Source organism: Microbacterium oxydans (assembly GCF_900095745.1).
GTDB lineage: Bacteria > Actinomycetota > Actinomycetes > Actinomycetales > Microbacteriaceae > Microbacterium > Microbacterium oxydans_B.
Window position 1 is genome coordinate 100,606 of the sequence record NZ_FMIR01000018.1, and the last position, 16,621, is coordinate 117,226.

Sequence of the window (16,621 nt, forward strand, 5' to 3'; positions counted from 1 at the left end):
CGGAATCGATGACCCGCGGCCAGGATGGGACCATGCGCTACGAGATCCCCGCGCCGATGCTCGCCAAAGCGGTGCCGGCGGTTCCGGACCCGGCGAAAACCTCCGGTGGGCTCCTGTTCGAACCCAAGTGGGACGGCTTCCGCGGCCTCATCGCCTGGGACGGCGAGACCGTGGAGATCGGGTCCCGGGGCGCGAAGCCGCTGACACGGTACTTCCCCGAGCTGGTCGAGGCGATCCCCGAGCTGCTGCCCGGACCGTGCCTGCTCGACGGGGAGATCGTCGTCGCCACCGGACCACTCGGCTCGCAGCGCCTCGACTGGGAGGCGCTGAGCCAGCGCATCCACCCGGCGGCCTCCCGCGTCGCGAAGCTTGCGGCGGAGACGCCGGCGATGTTCATCGCCTTCGATCTGCTCGCCCTCGGCGACGACGATCTGCTGACGCAGCCCTTCGAGACCCGACGAGCCCGCCTCGAGACGCTCATGGATGGTGTCGACCATCCGCTGCACATCACCCGCACGACCCGAGACCGCGACGCGGCCGTCCGCTGGCTCGCCGAGTTCGAAGGCGCAGGACTCGACGGGGTCGTCGCCAAGCCCCTCGACCAGCCGTATGCGCCGGGGAAGCGGACGCTGTTCAAGATCAAGCACGCCCGGACGGCCGATGTGGTGGCGCTCGGCTACCGCATCCACAAGTCCGGATCCGGCGTCGGTTCGCTCCTGGTCGGTCTGTACGGCGACGACGGGGTGCTGCGGCAGGTCGGCGGCGTGGCCGCCTGGAGCGACGCGCGGCGGCAGGAACTCGTCGAGGAGCTCGCTCCCCTGGTCGAGCGCGACGACAGCGGTGAAGCGGTGACCGCAGAAGGCGAGCGGTCGAGGTTCAGCGGCGGCAAGGACGTCTCGTTCGTGCGGCTGCGTCCCGAGCGGGTGCTCGAGGTGCGCTACGACCAGCTCGAAGGCGCCCGTTTCCGCCACACGGTGCAGTTCGAGCGGTGGCGGCCCGATCGCGACGCCCGCTCCTGCACCTACGACCAGCTCGACACGGTCGCCGGCTACGACCTCGCCGACGTCCTCCGCTGACGGGTTCGCGCCGACTCAGTCCTTCTCGGCAGGAGCACCGTCTTCGTCCCAGTTGGCGGCGACCTTCTTGCTCGGCTGCACGCGGGGCGGCTCCCCCGGCATCTTCGGGAACTCGGGCGGGAACGGCATCTCTCCCAGTCCGTTCTCCCTGTCGCGCTCCCACCACTCCAGCAGGGTGTCGATGCGGCCGGGCGAATCCTGCATCGTCGCCCAAGGGTCACCGACCTCCTCGAGGCGCTTCGGGATGCTGCGCACCGTGAACGTGCGCGGATCCAAGCCGTCGAGCTCGTCCCACTGCACCGGCGTCGAGACCGTCGCCCCCGGCAGCGCGCGCGGGCTGTAGGCGCCGGCCATCGTCCGGTCGCGGTTGGCCTGGTTGAAGTCGACGAAGATCCTCTCCCCGCGCTCCTCCTTCCACCAGTTCGTCGTGACCTGCTCCGGCATCCGTCGCTCCAGTTCGCGCCCGGCCGCGATCACGCCGTGCCGCACGTCCAGGAACTCGTGGGTCGGCTCGATGGGCGCGAACACATGCAGTCCCCGGTTGCCGCTGGTCTTGGCGAACGCCTCGAGCCCCGCCTCGCGCAGCACCTCCCGCAGCGTGTGCGCGGCGGTCACGGCATCCGCGAAGTCCGTACCCGGCTGCGGGTCGAGGTCGATGCGCAGTTCGACGGGGTTGTCGGCGTCGGTGGCCAGCGACGCCCAGGGGTGGAACACGATCGTGTTCATCTGCACGGCCCAGACGATCGCGCTCGCCCGGTTGAGCACGATCTGCGGATGCTGACGTCCGCTGTTGTACGTGACGGTGACGGCGTCGACGAAGTCGGGCGTCCCCTTGGGCGGGTTCTTCGAGAAGAAGCCCTCGGCGCGCGGTCCGTCGGACGCGCCGACGCCGTCGCGGAAGCGCTCGAGCGACACCGGACGGTTGCCGTTGGCCGCGAGGAAGGGAACCGCGACGAGCTGGGCGTACTCGGCCAGCTCCGCTTTCGTGATGCCGAGGTCGGGCCACACCACCCGGTTCGGGCTCGAGAGGGCCACATCGCGCTCTCCGTCGGAGTCGGCGATGGTCAGGGTCACACGTTCTGAGGCCATGCTCCGACCCTAGAGCGATGCCCCGACCGACGGAACCCCGCGCCGGTAGGGGCAACGGGCTCCGGTACCGCTCAGTCGCCGAGGGCGACAGCCAGCGCGAGAACCGGGGTGAGCGCATCCCGCTCGACGACGATCGACGGACCCGCGGAGTCCACGATCACGCCCGCCATGTCGGAATGGCTCGACAGGACCTTCGCCAGCTGCTCCGGCTCGAACGGGAGCGGACGGTCGCCGCGGCCCAGGGCGATCACCTCGAGGGGGTGGGAGAACAGCTGCAGGAAGCGGCGCCCGTCGGTGGTCTGCGCCTCGGCGATACCGGCCTGGCCGCTGCCGTCACCCTCGTTCACGGCGACCCACATGCGCTTCACCGCGAGCGCTTCGCCGACCTTGAGCGTCGAGTCCTGCTCGCGCGGAGCGGCGAGGATGCTCTTGACCGTCATGTCGACGTCAGCCTGCTCGAGCGTCTTCTGCAGCAGATCGGTGGGGAACACCACGCGATGCGGGGCGGAGGCGTTGTCGACGATGAGGCCGGCGAAGTCACCGGACACGACCTGCTGGAGCACCGAGGTCACCGGCTGCGCGACGGCAGAGGTCGCGGCGGGGTCGGCCTCGAGCTGTACCGAATCGCGCACGGCACGGGCCGAGCTGAAGGCCAGCATGAACTGCCGGTCGTCGTTGTCGCGCACGACAGCGACCGACAGCGGCTTTCCTTCGCTGATCTGCGCACGCGCGTCGCCGTTCACGCGGATGTAGAGGTGGCCCTGGAGCGCCTGACGCATCACACCGAGGAGCTGGTCATTGCTCGCGCCCGCCTCGATCTCGGTGAGGGCTTCGCGGAGCAGGACGTTGTCCTTCATCCCGGCGACGGTCTCGGTCTGCTCGGGCGGCAGGGGCGAGGCGAGCGGAAGACGCCTTTCCTCGGGCGCTGCGGGCTGCGCGGGAGCAGCGGGCTGCGCCGGACGCGGGTCCGCGGCTGCCGCCTCGGGCTGCGCATCGGAGGTCGGCAGCGCGACCTCGGGCCCGGCCTGGGCACCGACGCCACGGAACGCCTGCACCGAGATGCCGATCGACGGCGCCTCGACGGGCTGCTCGGCCTCGGTCGTGGCCTGATCGGCGTTCACGGCATCCGACCCGGTCGCGGTCTCCTCCACGTCGGGGGCGGGAGTGACAGCATCGTCTGCGGACTTCTTGCGGCGGGAGAAGAGGGCCATAATCAGCCAGCCTAACCGGCATTCCCCTGCGTGCTCCGCCGTTGCCGGGCGCGGGGCGCGGGCTAGATCTTCTCGATCGGCGCGACCTTGATGAGCAGCTTCTTCTGCCCTGCCGAGTCGAACCGCACGTGGGCGATGCGCTTCGCGCCCTCGCCGGTCACGGCATCCACCCGCCCTTCGCCGAAGTCGACGTGACGGATGCGGTCGCCCGCGGTGAGCTCGAGGTCGCCGTTGTCGCGCATCTTGGCCGTGACCCGGTTGGGGAACTTGTCCATCGCGGTCGAGAGCGGCTTGAGGGAGTCGCGACCGGGCAGCGCCTTGACGGCGAACCGGTCGCCCGAGCCGGAGCCGCCGAAACCGCCCTGGCGACGGGCGTTCAGCGCCCGCGACTGCATGCCGCCGCGGGAGTTCACGTCACCGGGCGACTGCCGCCAGTCGATGAGGTTCGCCGGGATCTCCTGCAGGAAGCGACTGGGCATCGCCACGGTGACCTCGCCGAACTGCGCTCTCGTCATGGCGAGCGACAGGTGCAGCCGCTTGCGGGCGCGAGTGATGCCGACGTAGAAGAGTCGTCGCTCCTCCTGCGGCCCACCGGGCTCTCCCGCCGAGATGCGGTGCGGGATCAAGTCTTCCTCGACACCCGTGACGAACACGGCGTCGTACTCCAGGCCCTTCGCCGTGTGCATGGTCATCAGAGAGACCGAACCGGACTCGTCGTCGAGGTCGTCGGCGTCGGACACCAGCGCGACCTCGGTGAGGAAGTCGACGATCGTGCCCTCGGGGTTGTTGCGGGCGAAGTCGCGGGCGACGGCCACGAACTCGTCGAGGTTCTCGACACGAGCCTCGTCCTGCGGGTCGCGGCTGGCGCGCAGCGCGTCGAGGTAGCCGCTCTTGCCGAGCAGCACGCCCAGACCGTCGGCCACGCTCGTGGGAGGCGGCACCTCGCCGGTGGCGGGAGTCAGGATCGCGGCAGCCTCGGCGAGCACGGCGTCGAGCTGTCCGATCGCGGCCTGGATCTTCGGGCCGACGCCGAGCTGCCCCGGCATCGACAGCGCGTCGCGGAAGCTGATGCCATGCTCTTCGGCGAAACGGGCGATGGCCGTCTCGGTCACATCTCCGATGCCGCGCCGCGGCTTGTTCAGGATGCGTCGTACCGACATCTCGTCGGCCGGGTTCGCGACCGCCACCAGGTAGGCCAGCGCGTCCTTGATCTCGGCGCGGTCGTAGAACTTGGTGCCGCCCATGATCTTGTAGGGCACGGCCGAGCGGATGAAGATCTCTTCCAGCGCACGCGACTGCGAGTTCGTGCGGTAGAAGACGGCCATCTCGGAGTACGGCATGCCCGCACGGTGCAGCGCCTCGACCTCGTCGGCGACGAACTGCGCCTCGTCGTGCTGCGAGTAGCCGGTGAAGCCGATGATGGCGTCGCCGTCGCCCTTGTCGCTCCAGAGCTTCTTGTCCTTGCGGTCGAAGTTGTTGCCGATCACCGCATTCGCGGCGGAGAGGATGTTCTGCGTCGAGCGGTAGTTCTGCTCGAGCAGCACCACACGGGCGCCTGGGAAGTCGCGTTCGAACTCGCTGATGTTGCGGATGTCGGCACCGCGGAAGGCGTAGATCGACTGGTCGGAGTCGCCGACCACGGTGAGCGAGGCGCCCGGTCCACCGGCGTCTGCCGTGGGCGCGGGATCAGGCTCGAAGATCATCATGCCGTTGGACGCATACGGGTCGGGGGCAGAGCCCGCAGCACCGGAGACGGGGCGCGTGAGCTCGTGGATGAGCGAGTACTGCGCGTGGTTCGTGTCCTGGTACTCGTCGACGAGGATGTGCCGGAACCGTCGACGGTACGTGTCGGCGACCTGCGGGAACGCCCGGAACAGGTAGACGGTCTGACCGATGAGGTCGTCGAAGTCGAAGGCGTTGGCCTTCTGCAGCTGCCGCTGATAGTCGGCGAAGACCTCGACGAAGACCCGCTCGGCCGGGTCGCTCATGTTGGCCTGCCGGGCGTAGGACTCGGCGTCGGACAGCTCGTTCTTCAGCTTGGAGATTCGCGACTGCACGGATGCCGGGGTGAGCCCGTAGGCGTCGGCCTCGTGCTCCTTGACCAGGCGCTTCAGCAGCGCGCGCGAGTCGCCGGAATCGTAGATCGTGAACGACTTCGTGTAGCCGAACTGCTGGGCCTCGCGGCGCAGGATGCGGACGCAGGCCGAGTGGAACGTCGAGATCCACATGCCGCGCGCGGCGTCGCCGATGAGTCCTTCGACGCGCTCCCGCATCTCGCCGGCGGCCTTGTTGGTGAAGGTGATCGCGAGGATCTGACTCGGCCAGGCTTCACGCGCGCGGAGCAGCGAGGCGATGCGACGGGTGAGGACGCTCGTCTTACCCGATCCGGCACCCGCGACGATGAGGAGCGCGGGGCCGCGATAGGTGACGGCCTCGAGCTGTTGCGGGTTCAGGCCGGCGAGGAGATCGTCCTGTCCCGGGGCCCCGGAGGAGCGGGGGCCGACGGATCCGGGGACGATGAGAGGAGCTTCGGTCATGGCCTTATGAGTCTAGGCGTCGGCACCGACATTGCGGCACGAGGAGGCCGCGCCCACGACTGCTGCGGAGGGATGCGCGGACGAACCCGCGCACCCCACCGATCTCAGACGGTGCGCGTGCGGCGGCGGACCGCCGCCCCTCCCGCGACCAGGAGCATCAGCGCCAGCGCGATCGCGGCGACGGGGAACTCGGCACCGGTCGCGGCGAGCCCGCCCGCGCCCTCCGAGATGCGGATGTCGGCCCAGCCGAGCAATGCTCCATCGGCGTCGTACACCGCGATCCGATGCGCACCCAGCGCGGCATCGGTCGGGACCGTCACGGTGATCGACCCTGCCGCGGACAGCGTGCCTGTCGCGAGCTGCACCGGGTCTGAGTACATCCACACCGCGATGTCCTCCCCCGCCGCGTCCGCGCCGACGGTGACCGTGACCTTCTGACCGCGGGTGGCGACCGCGGGATCGACCGTCACGCCGTTGCGGTTGCCGTCGACCAGGTCCGTGCCGGGCAGCGGCGGGTTCTCGCCACCGGGGTTCTCCCCGCCGGGGTTCTCGCCACCGGGATTCTCACCGTCGACGCCCGGAAGCGTTCCGGTGCGCAGCGACTCGGAGGCGAAGCCGTCGGCGAACCACCACACCGGACGCTGACCGTCGACCGAGAGCGAGGCCGGCGCGGTCGCGAAGCCCTCGTTGTTGATGTCGGGCATGCCGGCAGGACGCGCGTACTGGACGATGCCCGGCTGGGCGGTGCCGTTGAGGGTGATCTCGGCCGAACGGCCCTGGCAGCCGTCGTCGCAGACGGCCCAGAGCGTGCCGCGCACACTGTCGTAGTCGAGAGCCATCACGCCGGCGAGCCCGGGAGCGACCTCCGAGACCAGCGTCGCGGTCCCGTCACCGCGGAGCGCGAACGCGTACACGTGACCGTTGTCCTCGACCGCCACCAGGAACAGCCCGCCACCGTGGCCGGCATAGTCCGTGGGCTTGTACGCCGCACCGGTGTTGCCGTCGAAGAGCTTTCCGGCGAGCGCGGCATCCGGCACCCACTGCACGGCCTCCATACCGAGGTTCGCACCGACGGAGGGCAGCAGCGCGGTGAGGTCCCACTCCTGCTGTGCGACGAGGTCGCCGTTCGCCGCCTCGGGGTCGACCTTCAGGACCTTGTTCTGGTTCACGCCCTTGGCGCTGTTGTCACGTTCGGAGGCCACGTACACGAAGCCCTCTCCGTCGACCGTGATGCCCTCGGTGTCCGGGCCTGCGGCACCCGCGTCTGCGGCGTCCTTCTGGAACCGGACCCGCTTGCCCGCATCCCAGCCGTCGACCTTCTCGACCGAGCCGTCGGCGTGCGCCTCGAGCTTCCAGATGCGGCCCTCGCCGTTGTCGACCGCCCAGAGGAACGCGCCGTCGGCGGTCTCCTGCACGTCGAGCCCCGAGCTGTCCTCGAGGAACGTCGGGATGCTGTCGAGCACGCGGACCTCGGCGGATCCGGGCCACGGCGAGACGGTGACCTCGCCGGCGCAGACGTTCGCGGCACCCTTCGTGGACTCTGTCGTCGCGGCGAACGCACCCGTCGTGTCGGGGCAGCGCCCCCAGGTGACGGCAGCGTGGCCCTCGCCCCAGCTGGTCTCCTCGACGAGCAGCTCGCCGTCGAACAGCCGCACCGCGTCGCCACCGCCCAGGCCGAAGCCGAGCTGCTCGCGCTCGATGACGAGGTACTCCCCCGCGCCGATGCGGGTTCCGGCCGGGATCGAATACGCGTGGGCGTCGTCGTCGTCCTTCACCACGATGCCCGAGACGTCGAGGGCCGCGTCGGTCGGGTTCACGAGCTCCACCCAGTCGTCGGGCGAGCCGCCGTCGGACTCGACCTCGTTGATGCGCACCGGCTTGCCGCACGCGTTGCGCAGTCCCTTGGTCGAGACCGCGACATCGACGAAGTCGCCGGAGCCGTCGGCGCAGCGCGCCAGCACACCCGCGGCGTGAGCGGTGTACACGTGCTCGTCGACGGTGTTGCCGTTCGCATCGCGAACCGTCACGGTGTCGCCGTTGCCCAGACCGAAGACGAAGTTCGCGGGCTGGTCGAACACGAAGTACGCGCCCGGCTGCAGCGTCGTGCCGGCCGGCAGCGGGGTGGTCTCACCCGCGTGACCGGTCGGGTCGTTGTCCATGACGGTCCAGCCGGACAGGTCGACGGCCGTGCTGCCGGTGTTCGTGACCTCGACCCAGTCGGTGGTGTCGCCGTTGGACTCGATCTCGTTGATCACGACGTCGGGCATGACGCACGAGTTGGCGGCTGCGGGGGTCGAGTGCGCGAGAACGAACGCGCCGACGCCGTCCGGGCAGCGTGCGAGCGTGGCGGCGGAGAAGTCTCCGTCGATCGCCGCGTGCCCCTCCCATGGGAGGGTGTCGTCGATCTGCGTTCCCGCCGCGTCGAACAGGCGGATGCGGTCGGCGCTGCCGATGCCGATCGGGTCGCGGAAGGCCGCCTCGGCCCCTCCGACGAGACCGATCGTGCCCTCGTCGACCACGAGGAACTCGCCTGCGCCGATCTGCGTGCCGGCCAGGAACCGCCAGCGGTGATCGTCGGAGTTGTCACGGATCTCGTAGCCCGAGATGTCGAGCGCCTCGGTTCCGGGGTTGTAGAACTCGACCCAGTCGGCGGGCTGCGAGTCGACCTCGTTGATCACGATGGATCCCGACACGGGTGCGACCGTGCAGTCGTTCGCCACGCCAGGGGTCGCTGCCGTGGCATGCGCCCACTCGCCCGTGCCGTCGGCGCAGCGCGCCCACACCGACAGCGGCGCGGTGTTCTCGTAGGCGTAGGAGTCGGCCTCGGCGCCGCTCGGATCGAAGAGCACGACCTCGTCGCCCTTGCCGAGACCGAACGGGAAGTCGACGTCCTTCACGAGCACGAGGAACTCACCGGGGGCGAGGGACGTGCCCTCGGGCGCCGCGCCGAAGCTGTCGCGCTTCTCGTCGGCGACCTTCCAACCGGCGAGGTCGACCGTCTCGGTGCCCGCGTTGTATATCTCGATCTGGTCGGCGAGACCGGTCGCCGCGTCGTCGTAGACGATCTCGTTGAGCACGAGACTCGGCGCGGCCGAGACCGTCTCTGCAGGGCGGATGCCGGGAGAGGCGCCGATGGCGGCGGCGGGAGTGGCGAGCAGGGCGGCGGCGCTCAGTGCGCACACCGCCGCGACCGCGGCTGCGGATTGCAGGCGGGGCATGGAGGACTCCTGGTGGGCTCGGCCGGCGGGCCCCCAGGCGGGGCCCGACCGGACTCAGTCGGGTACCAGCCCAGACCACCGATCCCGCGTGGACGCGAAGAATCTCTCCGGTGCACGGAAGGTGAACGGGAGGTGGCGATTTCCCGTTCCCCTTCCGTTCTCACGTCCTCAGGCGATGCGGGTGCCCGGCGGCAGACGCTTCGCGGGCGTCCGCGTGCGCGCCCAGGCTCCGGCGAACAGCGAGCCGGCGATGACGATCTGCACGCCGAGTCCCACGAACCAGCTGGGCACAGACGAGTCCATGATCTCCTCCGGCGTGCGGTAGCCGCCGTTCGGGTCGCACTCGTCCCAGCGCTGTTCGAGCGGCGACTGCTGCGCGCTGCGCACGCCGAGCTTGATCTGGCCGAACAGGTCGACCGGGTAGCCCTCGGGCGAGAACTCCGTGGGCGTCGCATCGGCGAGCACGACGAACGGGTTGGCCGACAGCGCCCACCAGACGTAGTCGAACCGCGGCACCTCGTAGGTGGTGCCGACCTCCCAGTCGTCGCAGATGGGCGCGCCGTTCGCGTCGTACGGGCGCGAGTACGTCGTCGCCTCGCTGCGCACGGCCATGCCGCCCAACCCGAAGGCGATGAGCGTGCCGAACACGAGGCCGGCGACCACGAGATACGTCGCCGCGACCGAGAACAGCGGGCGGGCGATGAGTCCGCTCAGGCCGACGCCGATGGCCGCGACCACGATGATCTCGACCGCGAGCACGAGCAGCGAGACCAGCAGCACGAGCGCATCCGCTCCCCCGCCCAGGAGCGACAGGGCGAGGAACGGCACGGCGACGAGCAGGAAGGCCCCGCCGGTCGCGATGGCGGCGAGGAGCTTGCCGAGCATGATGTCGCCGGTCGACGCCGCGGTCACCTGGACCGCGGCGAGGGTCGCGGCATCACGGTCGCCGTTGATCGCGTTGCCGCTGAGTGTCGGCGACACCAGCACGACCAGAAGCAGCACGATGTTCACGACGATCGAGTAGACGCCCGCGCCGACGAAGTCACCCCACGAGTACACGGCGAACGCGAGTCCGGTGACCCCGAGCAGGATGAGCGCGAAGACACCCAGGAGGACGTACCAGCCGACGCTCCGCAGCCGCTGGGTCAGTTCGAGTCGGGCGATGATCCCGATGTTCGCGAGGCTCATGCTCCCGCCTCCGTTCCGGTCGGTGCCGCGGGGGCGGGTGGTGCTGGTGGTGCGGCAGGCGGCGCAGGATGCGGCGGGGCGGAAGCGGCGGCCTGCGGCAGCGGCGCATGCGGCAGGTTGAGGAACGTGTGCTCCAGGTCGCTCTGCGCGGGGGCGAACTCCGCGACCGGCAGGCCCGCCTCGACGAGCCGGCGCAGCGACTGCGCCGCAGCGTCTTCACCGGCGAATCCGACCAGCACCGCACCGCGATCGGTGGCGAGGGAATCCGGGGAGAGACCGAGGTTCGACGCCACCTGCCAGGTGTCGGCGTTCAGACGCTCGGGAGTCGCGCCCGCCAGCCGCACGCGCCACGCGCGTACAGAGGTCTGCAGGGGACCGGCGTCGACCACCGCTCCGGCCACGAGGAAGACGGAGTCATCGACGACCTCTTCCAGCTCCGAGAGGATGTGGCTCGAGATCAGCACCGTGCGCCCCTCGGCGGCCAGACGACGCAGCAGCTCGCGGAGTTGGACCCGCGCCTCGGGGTCGAGTCCGGATGCCGGCTCGTCGAGGAGCAGCACCTGCGGATCGTGCACGAGCGCGCGCGCAAGGCCGAGCTTCTGCTTCTGCCCTCGCGACAGCACCTTCGCGGGCGAGTCCGCCAATTCCCCGAGCCCGACGAGCGTGAGCAGCTGCTGCGCCCGCGCGGCGGCATCCGGCTTCTCGATGCCGTACAGGCGGGCGGTCGTGACGATGGTCTCCCGCGCGGTGAGCGAAGGCCAGGCGCCGAGTGCGTCGGGCATCCAGCCGAGCAGACGCCGTGCAGCGAGCGGATCGACCGACGGATCGACGCCGCCGATGCTGATCGTCCCGCTGTCCGGGGCGAGAAGTGAGGCGAGCATGAGGAGCAGCGTCGTCTTGCCCGCTCCGTTCGGCCCGACCAGTCCGGTCACGCGGCCCGGCTCGGCTCGCAGGGTGGCCCCTCGCACCGCCTGCACCGTCCCGAACGCTCTACTGACGTCTTGCACCACGATTCCGGTCATGCGGTCAGTCTGGCATCCGGACCGCCGCGCGCCCGGGACCTCGGGGCGGATGCTCAGACACCGAGCCGCACGGGTGACACAATCTCCCCATGCGCACGATCCTCAACATCATCTGGGTCATCCTGGCCGGATGGGCCCTCTTCCTCGGGTACGTCCTGGCCGGCATCCTGCTGTGCATCCCGATCATCACGATCCCGTGGGCGATCGCCTCGTTCCGCATCGCCGCCTACGCGATCTGGCCGTTCGGCCGCGAGGTCATCAGCAAGCCGACGGCCGGCGTCGGCTCTTTCCTCGGCAACGTCCTATGGGTGATCCTCGCCGGCTGGTGGCTCGCGATCGGCCACATCGTCTCCGGCATCCTGCTGTGCATCACGATCATCGGCATCCCGATGGGCATCGCCGACTTCAAGATGGTCCCGGTCTCGCTCATGCCGCTCGGCAAGGAGATCGTCTCCACCCGTCGCGGCGCCTTCGACCGCACCCTCTGACGCGGCCCCTGCCTACACTGGGGCGATGGATGCCGCCCGCCTGATCGCCTGGGATCACGAGCTCCGCTCGGCACACTCCCGTCTGCGCGCGGCACTCGCCGCCACCCGCGAGGCCCTCGAGCAGGGCGAAGCGGCACCGGACCCCACCTCCGAGCTCGTGCTCTACTGCATCGGCTTCTGCACGGCGCTCGATGGCCACCACGGCGCCGAGGATCGCGCGCTCTTCCCCGCGCTGCGCGCGGAGCATCCCGAACTCGGCGGTGTGATCGACAAGCTCATGCAGGACCACTCGATGCTCGCCCACCTCCTCGGCTCGCTGCGCACCGCAGCCGAGCGCGGAGACGATGCGCGCGCGATCGCCGGACACCTCGACGGCATCGCCGCGATCATGGAGTCGCACTTCCGGTTCGAGGAGCGCGAGATCCTCGAACCGCTGCGCGCACTCGCGCTCGACGGCGACGTGAAGACCGTCCTCGGTCCGCTCTGACCCGCGGCGGCCGGAAGGCACCTCCGCTCAGCTGCGGAAGAACGCGACGCCCAGATCGGGGTGGTCCACGAACACGCCGTCGATACCCTGGCGCGCGATGACGCCCCACTCCGACTCGTAGTCCCCGAACGCCGAGCGTCCACCCGAGCCGCGGAACTCCGGCGACAGGAACGCGTTCTCCGGCCGGCACGTCCAGGTGAAGACCTGCAGGCCGCGCGCATGCGCATCGGCGACGATCGTGTTGCCGCGGTCGAGCAGCATCTTCTTGCTGACGCTGATGCCGTCGACACGGCCCACCAGACCGTCGAGCCCCTGCGGAGTGACGGTCGCCTTGTACGTGAGCGCCTGCTTGCCCTCGGCCACCAGCCGGTCGTACGGGCGGCCGGTCGCCTCGATGAGGTAGATGTACGACGCCGCGACGCCGCGCTCGCGCAACTGTCCGAGCACCGTCGACTCGAAGCACTCGATCACCAGAGGCAGCTCTCCGTCGGCCCAGCCCGCGTCCCGCAGCTCGCGCTCGATCAACGGAGCCAGATCGAGGCCGATGCTCGCGAAGTACGTGGCGTGCTTGACCTCGAGCACCACACCGATCTCTCGGCCGTGCTCGACCGAGCCGTCGCGCACGATGTCGAGCACGTCCCGCAGGCGGAGGATGGCCTGCGAGTCGTCGAAGCTCGCGCTCGACACCCGCACCTCGGGCAGGCGCTCGCGTCCGCGCAGAGTCGACAGCTCCCCCCAGGTGAAGTCCTCGGTGAACCAGCCGGTCAGCGCCTGTCCGTCGACGCGCTTGGTCGTCTTGCGGTCGGCGAACTCCGGATGCAGGGCGACGTCGGTCGTGCCCGAGATCTCGTTCTCATGCCGCACGACGAGGACGCCGTCCTTCGTAGCCACGACGTCGGGTTCCACGGCATCCACGCCCATGGCGAGCGCGAGCTCGTAGGAGGAGCGGCTGTGCTCCGGTCGATAGCCGGGCGCACCGCGGTGCCCGATGACGAGGGGTGATTTCCTGGGCACGCTCTCAGCGTAGAACACGCCCGGAGCGCCATCGCCCGAGTATCGTGGAGGAAAGAGACCTACTACCCCCCTTTGGAGTGAGGCCCACCAATGAGCAACTTCGCTTTCAACAACCCTGCTTTCCAGCAGCAGGACCCGCGCAATGTCGCGACCTACCCGGGCGGACCTCAGGCTGCTCAGGGCGCGCAGAACGCCTCGCTCCAGCACGGGGCGATGGATGTCGCGGCCAACGCGCAGCTCGAGGGCATGTACGCCGCGCCGCCTGCCGGTGCGATCGAGACCGACCGGATGTCCGTCGAGGACACCGTCTGGAAGACCGCCGGCCTGTTCGCCATCCTGCTCGTCACCGCCGCCATCGGCTGGGTGTGGACGCTCGGTGGGATCGACGCTCCGCCGTACAACCCCCAGAACCCGGCGCCCGTCAACATGATGCCGTGGATCATCGGCGCGCTCGGCGGCTTCGTGCTCGCGATGGTCATCACCTTCACGTCGCGCAAGAAGGTGCGCCCCGCGCTCATCTTCGGCTACGCCGCGCTCGAGGGCCTCTTCATCGGTGGCATCTCGGCGTTCTTCGAGGTCATCTACCCGGGCATCGTCTTCCAGGCGACGCTCGCGACCGTATCGGTCGTCGGTGTGACCCTGGCGCTCTTCGCGAGCGGAAAGATCCGCGCGTCGAAGAAGGCGACCAAGATCTTCATGATCGCCATGATGGGCTACCTCGTCTTCTCGCTGCTGAACCTGGTCCTCATGTGGACCGGCGTGCTGCCGCAGGACCAGGCGTTCGGCATGCTCAGCGCCACCATCATGGGCATCCCGCTCGGCGTCATCATCGGCGTCCTGGTGGTCATCATGGCCGCGTACTCGCTGGTGCTCGACTTCGACCAGATCCAGCAGGGCGTCCGCAACGGGGCTCCCCGCCAGTACGGCTGGCTCGGCGCCTTCGGCATCATGGTCACGGTCGTGTGGCTCTACGTCGAGATCCTGCGCATCATCGCGATCGTCCGCGGCAACAACTGACGCGAACCGTCTTTCGAAAGGCCCGTCTCCCCTGGAGGCGGGCCTTTTGGCATACCCGGGGAGGTGTGCGCAAGGGGTTGTCGTGCGGTCTCGAAGAGCGGCAGTGTGGGTGTCACGAAGCCCTGGCACCCCGGGGCTCCCGACACATAGGAGCTGACCATGAGTTTTCTCGGCTTTCTTCTCCTCGGCCTCATCGCCGGGGCCATCGCCAAGCTGATCCTGCCCGGCAAGCAGGGTGGCGGGTGGTTCATCACCCTCCTTCTCGGCGTCGTCGGCGCCCTGCTCGGCGGCTGGCTCGGCAGCCTGATCCTCAACCGTCCGCTGACCGAGTTCTGGGATCTGGGCACCTGGCTCCTCGCCATCGCCGGCTCGATCGTCGTGCTGCTGATCTACGGTCTGATCGCCGGTCGCGGTCAGAAGGTCAACGACTGACGCTTCCCCGAAGTCCCACACGCCCGTCCCCTTCGGCAGCCTCGTGCTTCCCGAAGGGGGCGGGTCATTTCTCTGCCCCGGCGGCCTTCCGCTCGAGCAGCGACCGTTCGCGATCGTTCCCCGCGAGGCCGGCGGCGACCGCGAATTCGCTCCGCGCCTCCTCCTCGCGCCCGAGCCGGCGCAGCAGCTCCCCCCGGGTCGCGGGCAGCAGGTGGTACCCGCGCAGCGCTCCCGCGCTCGAGAGCTGATCGATGATGCGCAACGCGGATGCCGGGCCGGTCGCCATCGCGACCGCCGCCGCGCGGTTGAGCTCCACCACCGGCGAGGGGGCTACCCGTCCGAGCGCTTCGTAGAGCAGCACGATGCGGTCCCAGTCGGTGTCATCGATGGATGCCGCCACGGCATGACACTCGGCGATCGCGGCCTGCAGGCAGTAGGCACCGCGACCGCGGCCGAGTGCGTCGGCCGTCGCCAGCGCCGCTCGACCGCGGGTGATGCGCCCGCGATCCCACCGCCCACGGTCTTGATCGGCGAGCAGCACGGGATCGCCGTTCCGGTCCACGCGCGCGGCGAACCGCGCCGCGGTGAGCTCCATCAGCGCCAGCAGGCCGTGCACCTCGGGCTCGCGCGGCATCAGCGCCGCGAGCACCCGGCCCAGACGGATGGCCTCGTCGCTCAGCTCGGGCCGCATCCATTCCGGGCCGCTGCTCGCCGCATGCGCCTCGTTGAAGATGAGGTACAGCACGCCGAGGATGGCACTCAGACGCGCTGCATGTTCCTCGCGGGGCGGCACCTCGAAGGGAGCGTTCGCCGCGGCGAGGGTCTTCTTCGCCCGCACGATCCGCTGCTGCACGGTCGCCGTCGGCACGAGAAAGGCGCGGGCGATCTCCTCGCTCGACAGACCGCCGACCACCCGCAGCGTCAGGGCGACCTGCGCTTCCTTCGACAGCACCGGGTGGCAGGCGATGAAGATCAGACGCAGCACGTCGTCGTCGACCGCATCCGGGTCCCACAGCACGTCCGGCGCCTCGGCCTGCTCCCGCTCCAGGTCGTGACCGAGAGCGGCGACCCGGGCATCCAGGCGCTCCGCGCGGCGCCACCCGTCGATCGCCTTGCGCTTCGCGACCGCCGTGAGCCAGGCCCCCGCGTTGCGCGGCACTCCCTCGACCGGCCACTGCCGGAGCGCATCGACCAGCGCCTCCTGGGCGAGGTCCTCCGCGAGTCCGAAGTCGCCGACCATGCGGGTGAGCGCCCCCACGATGCGCGCGGACTCGATGCGCCACACCGCGGCGACCGCACGCTCCGCCGACCCGTCCTCGGGGGCGGAGCGCGCCGTCTCGTCGTTCGCGGATCCGTCCATCACTGCTGGGCGCGCTGTGCCGCTTCCTCGCGCCAGCCGGCTTCCTTCTCGATCCACTCGTTGTCGGCCGGGAAGTCCTCCACACCGGTGACACGACGCACTTCGAGGAACGATCCGGCGCCGAGGGGTGCGCGGCTCGCCCATTCGGCGGCTTCCTCGCGCGACGAGACCTCGACGATCCAGAACCCGTTGAACAGCTCTTTGGTCTCGCCGTAGGGGCCGTCGGTGATGAGCGGCTTCTCGGCGCTGAAGTCGACGACGAATCCCTCGGCGGCGTCGGTCAGGCCCTCGCCCGCGACCAGCACGCCGGCCTTGATCATCGACTCGTTGTACTTGCCCATGGCCTCGATGACCTGCTCGAAAGGCATCTCCTTGTATGCCTCGACGGCGGTGTCGTCTGCGCGCATGATGAGCATGAACTTCATGATGTTCTCCTTGTTCGAAGGGCCGTCTCTCGACCCTCTCACTTCAGACGTCGAACG

General features: G+C 69.8%; 14 protein-coding genes. 5 read left to right on the forward strand and 9 right to left on the reverse strand.

What is annotated here, in order from left to right:
• Window positions 1-32: 32 nt before the first annotated feature.
• On the forward strand, window positions 33-1,076 hold the full coding sequence (locus tag BQ2383_RS13195) for an ATP-dependent DNA ligase (RefSeq protein ID WP_091034889.1): 1,044 nt from the start codon (window positions 33-35) through the stop codon (window positions 1,074-1,076).
• Between the two features lie 15 nt (window positions 1,077-1,091).
• Here BQ2383_RS13195 and ligD read toward each other — a convergent pair whose 3' ends face one another.
• From ligD to BQ2383_RS13225, 6 genes are all read right to left on the reverse strand, one after another.
• Entirely contained in the window at window positions 1,092-2,165 is a 1,074-nt protein-coding gene (gene ligD, locus BQ2383_RS13200) for a non-homologous end-joining DNA ligase (RefSeq protein ID WP_091034891.1), read from the reverse strand.
• Window positions 2,166-2,236: 71 nt separating this feature from the next.
• On the reverse strand, window positions 2,237-3,376 hold the full coding sequence (locus BQ2383_RS13205; protein ID WP_091034894.1) for an SseB family protein: 1,140 nt from the start codon (window positions 3,374-3,376) through the stop codon (window positions 2,237-2,239).
• 62 nt (window positions 3,377-3,438) lie between these two features.
• Entirely contained in the window at window positions 3,439-5,913 is a 2,475-nt protein-coding gene (locus BQ2383_RS13210; protein WP_091034897.1) for an ATP-dependent helicase, read from the reverse strand.
• A gap of 104 nt (window positions 5,914-6,017) precedes the next feature.
• Window positions 6,018-9,131, reverse strand: coding sequence for a lamin tail domain-containing protein (locus BQ2383_RS13215; protein ID WP_091034899.1), 3,114 nt, complete (start codon window positions 9,129-9,131; stop codon window positions 6,018-6,020).
• 168 nt (window positions 9,132-9,299) lie between these two features.
• Window positions 9,300-10,319: an ABC transporter permease gene (locus BQ2383_RS13220; protein ID WP_091034902.1), complete on the reverse strand. Its 1,020-nt coding sequence runs from the start codon at window positions 10,317-10,319 to the stop codon at window positions 9,300-9,302.
• The gene (locus BQ2383_RS13225) at window positions 10,316-11,341 is read right to left on the reverse strand and encodes an ABC transporter ATP-binding protein (protein ID WP_091034904.1); all 1,026 of its coding nucleotides are present in this window, start codon (window positions 11,339-11,341) and stop codon (window positions 10,316-10,318) included. Before BQ2383_RS13225 ends, BQ2383_RS13220 begins: the two co-directional genes overlap by 4 nt.
• Window positions 11,342-11,430: 89 nt before the next feature.
• Here BQ2383_RS13225 and BQ2383_RS13230 point away from each other — a divergent pair, with 89 nt between their 5' ends.
• Window positions 11,431-11,829, forward strand: a complete 399-nt coding sequence (locus tag BQ2383_RS13230; RefSeq protein ID WP_046748802.1) for a YccF domain-containing protein — start codon at window positions 11,431-11,433, stop codon at window positions 11,827-11,829.
• Between the two features lie 25 nt (window positions 11,830-11,854).
• The gene (locus tag BQ2383_RS13235) at window positions 11,855-12,316 is read left to right on the forward strand and encodes a hemerythrin domain-containing protein (protein WP_091034907.1); all 462 of its coding nucleotides are present in this window, start codon (window positions 11,855-11,857) and stop codon (window positions 12,314-12,316) included.
• 27 nt (window positions 12,317-12,343) lie between these two features.
• Here the strand turns inward: BQ2383_RS13235 and BQ2383_RS13240 are convergent, their stop codons facing one another.
• Window positions 12,344-13,330 carry a glycerophosphodiester phosphodiesterase family protein gene (locus BQ2383_RS13240; RefSeq protein ID WP_091035863.1) on the reverse strand — a complete coding sequence of 329 codons (987 nt, stop codon included), beginning with the start codon at window positions 13,328-13,330 and terminating at the stop codon, window positions 12,344-12,346.
• Between the two features lie 90 nt (window positions 13,331-13,420).
• Between BQ2383_RS13240 and BQ2383_RS13245 the strand changes: the two genes are divergently transcribed.
• A complete protein-coding gene (locus tag BQ2383_RS13245) occupies window positions 13,421-14,347 on the forward strand; it encodes a Bax inhibitor-1/YccA family protein (RefSeq protein ID WP_091034910.1) in 927 nt (308 codons plus the stop codon).
• Between the two features lie 159 nt (window positions 14,348-14,506).
• Entirely contained in the window at window positions 14,507-14,779 is a 273-nt protein-coding gene (locus BQ2383_RS13250; RefSeq protein ID WP_028502343.1) for a GlsB/YeaQ/YmgE family stress response membrane protein, read from the forward strand.
• A gap of 64 nt (window positions 14,780-14,843) precedes the next feature.
• On the opposite strand, the gene BQ2383_RS13255 is transcribed toward BQ2383_RS13250, so the two are convergent.
• The gene (locus BQ2383_RS13255; RefSeq protein ID WP_091034912.1) at window positions 14,844-16,139 is read right to left on the reverse strand and encodes an RNA polymerase sigma factor; all 1,296 of its coding nucleotides are present in this window, start codon (window positions 16,137-16,139) and stop codon (window positions 14,844-14,846) included.
• Entirely contained in the window at window positions 16,139-16,564 is a 426-nt protein-coding gene (locus BQ2383_RS13260; protein ID WP_091034915.1) for a YciI family protein, read from the reverse strand. Before BQ2383_RS13260 ends, BQ2383_RS13255 begins: the two co-directional genes overlap by 1 nt.
• Between the last annotated feature and the right edge of the window lie 57 nt (window positions 16,565-16,621).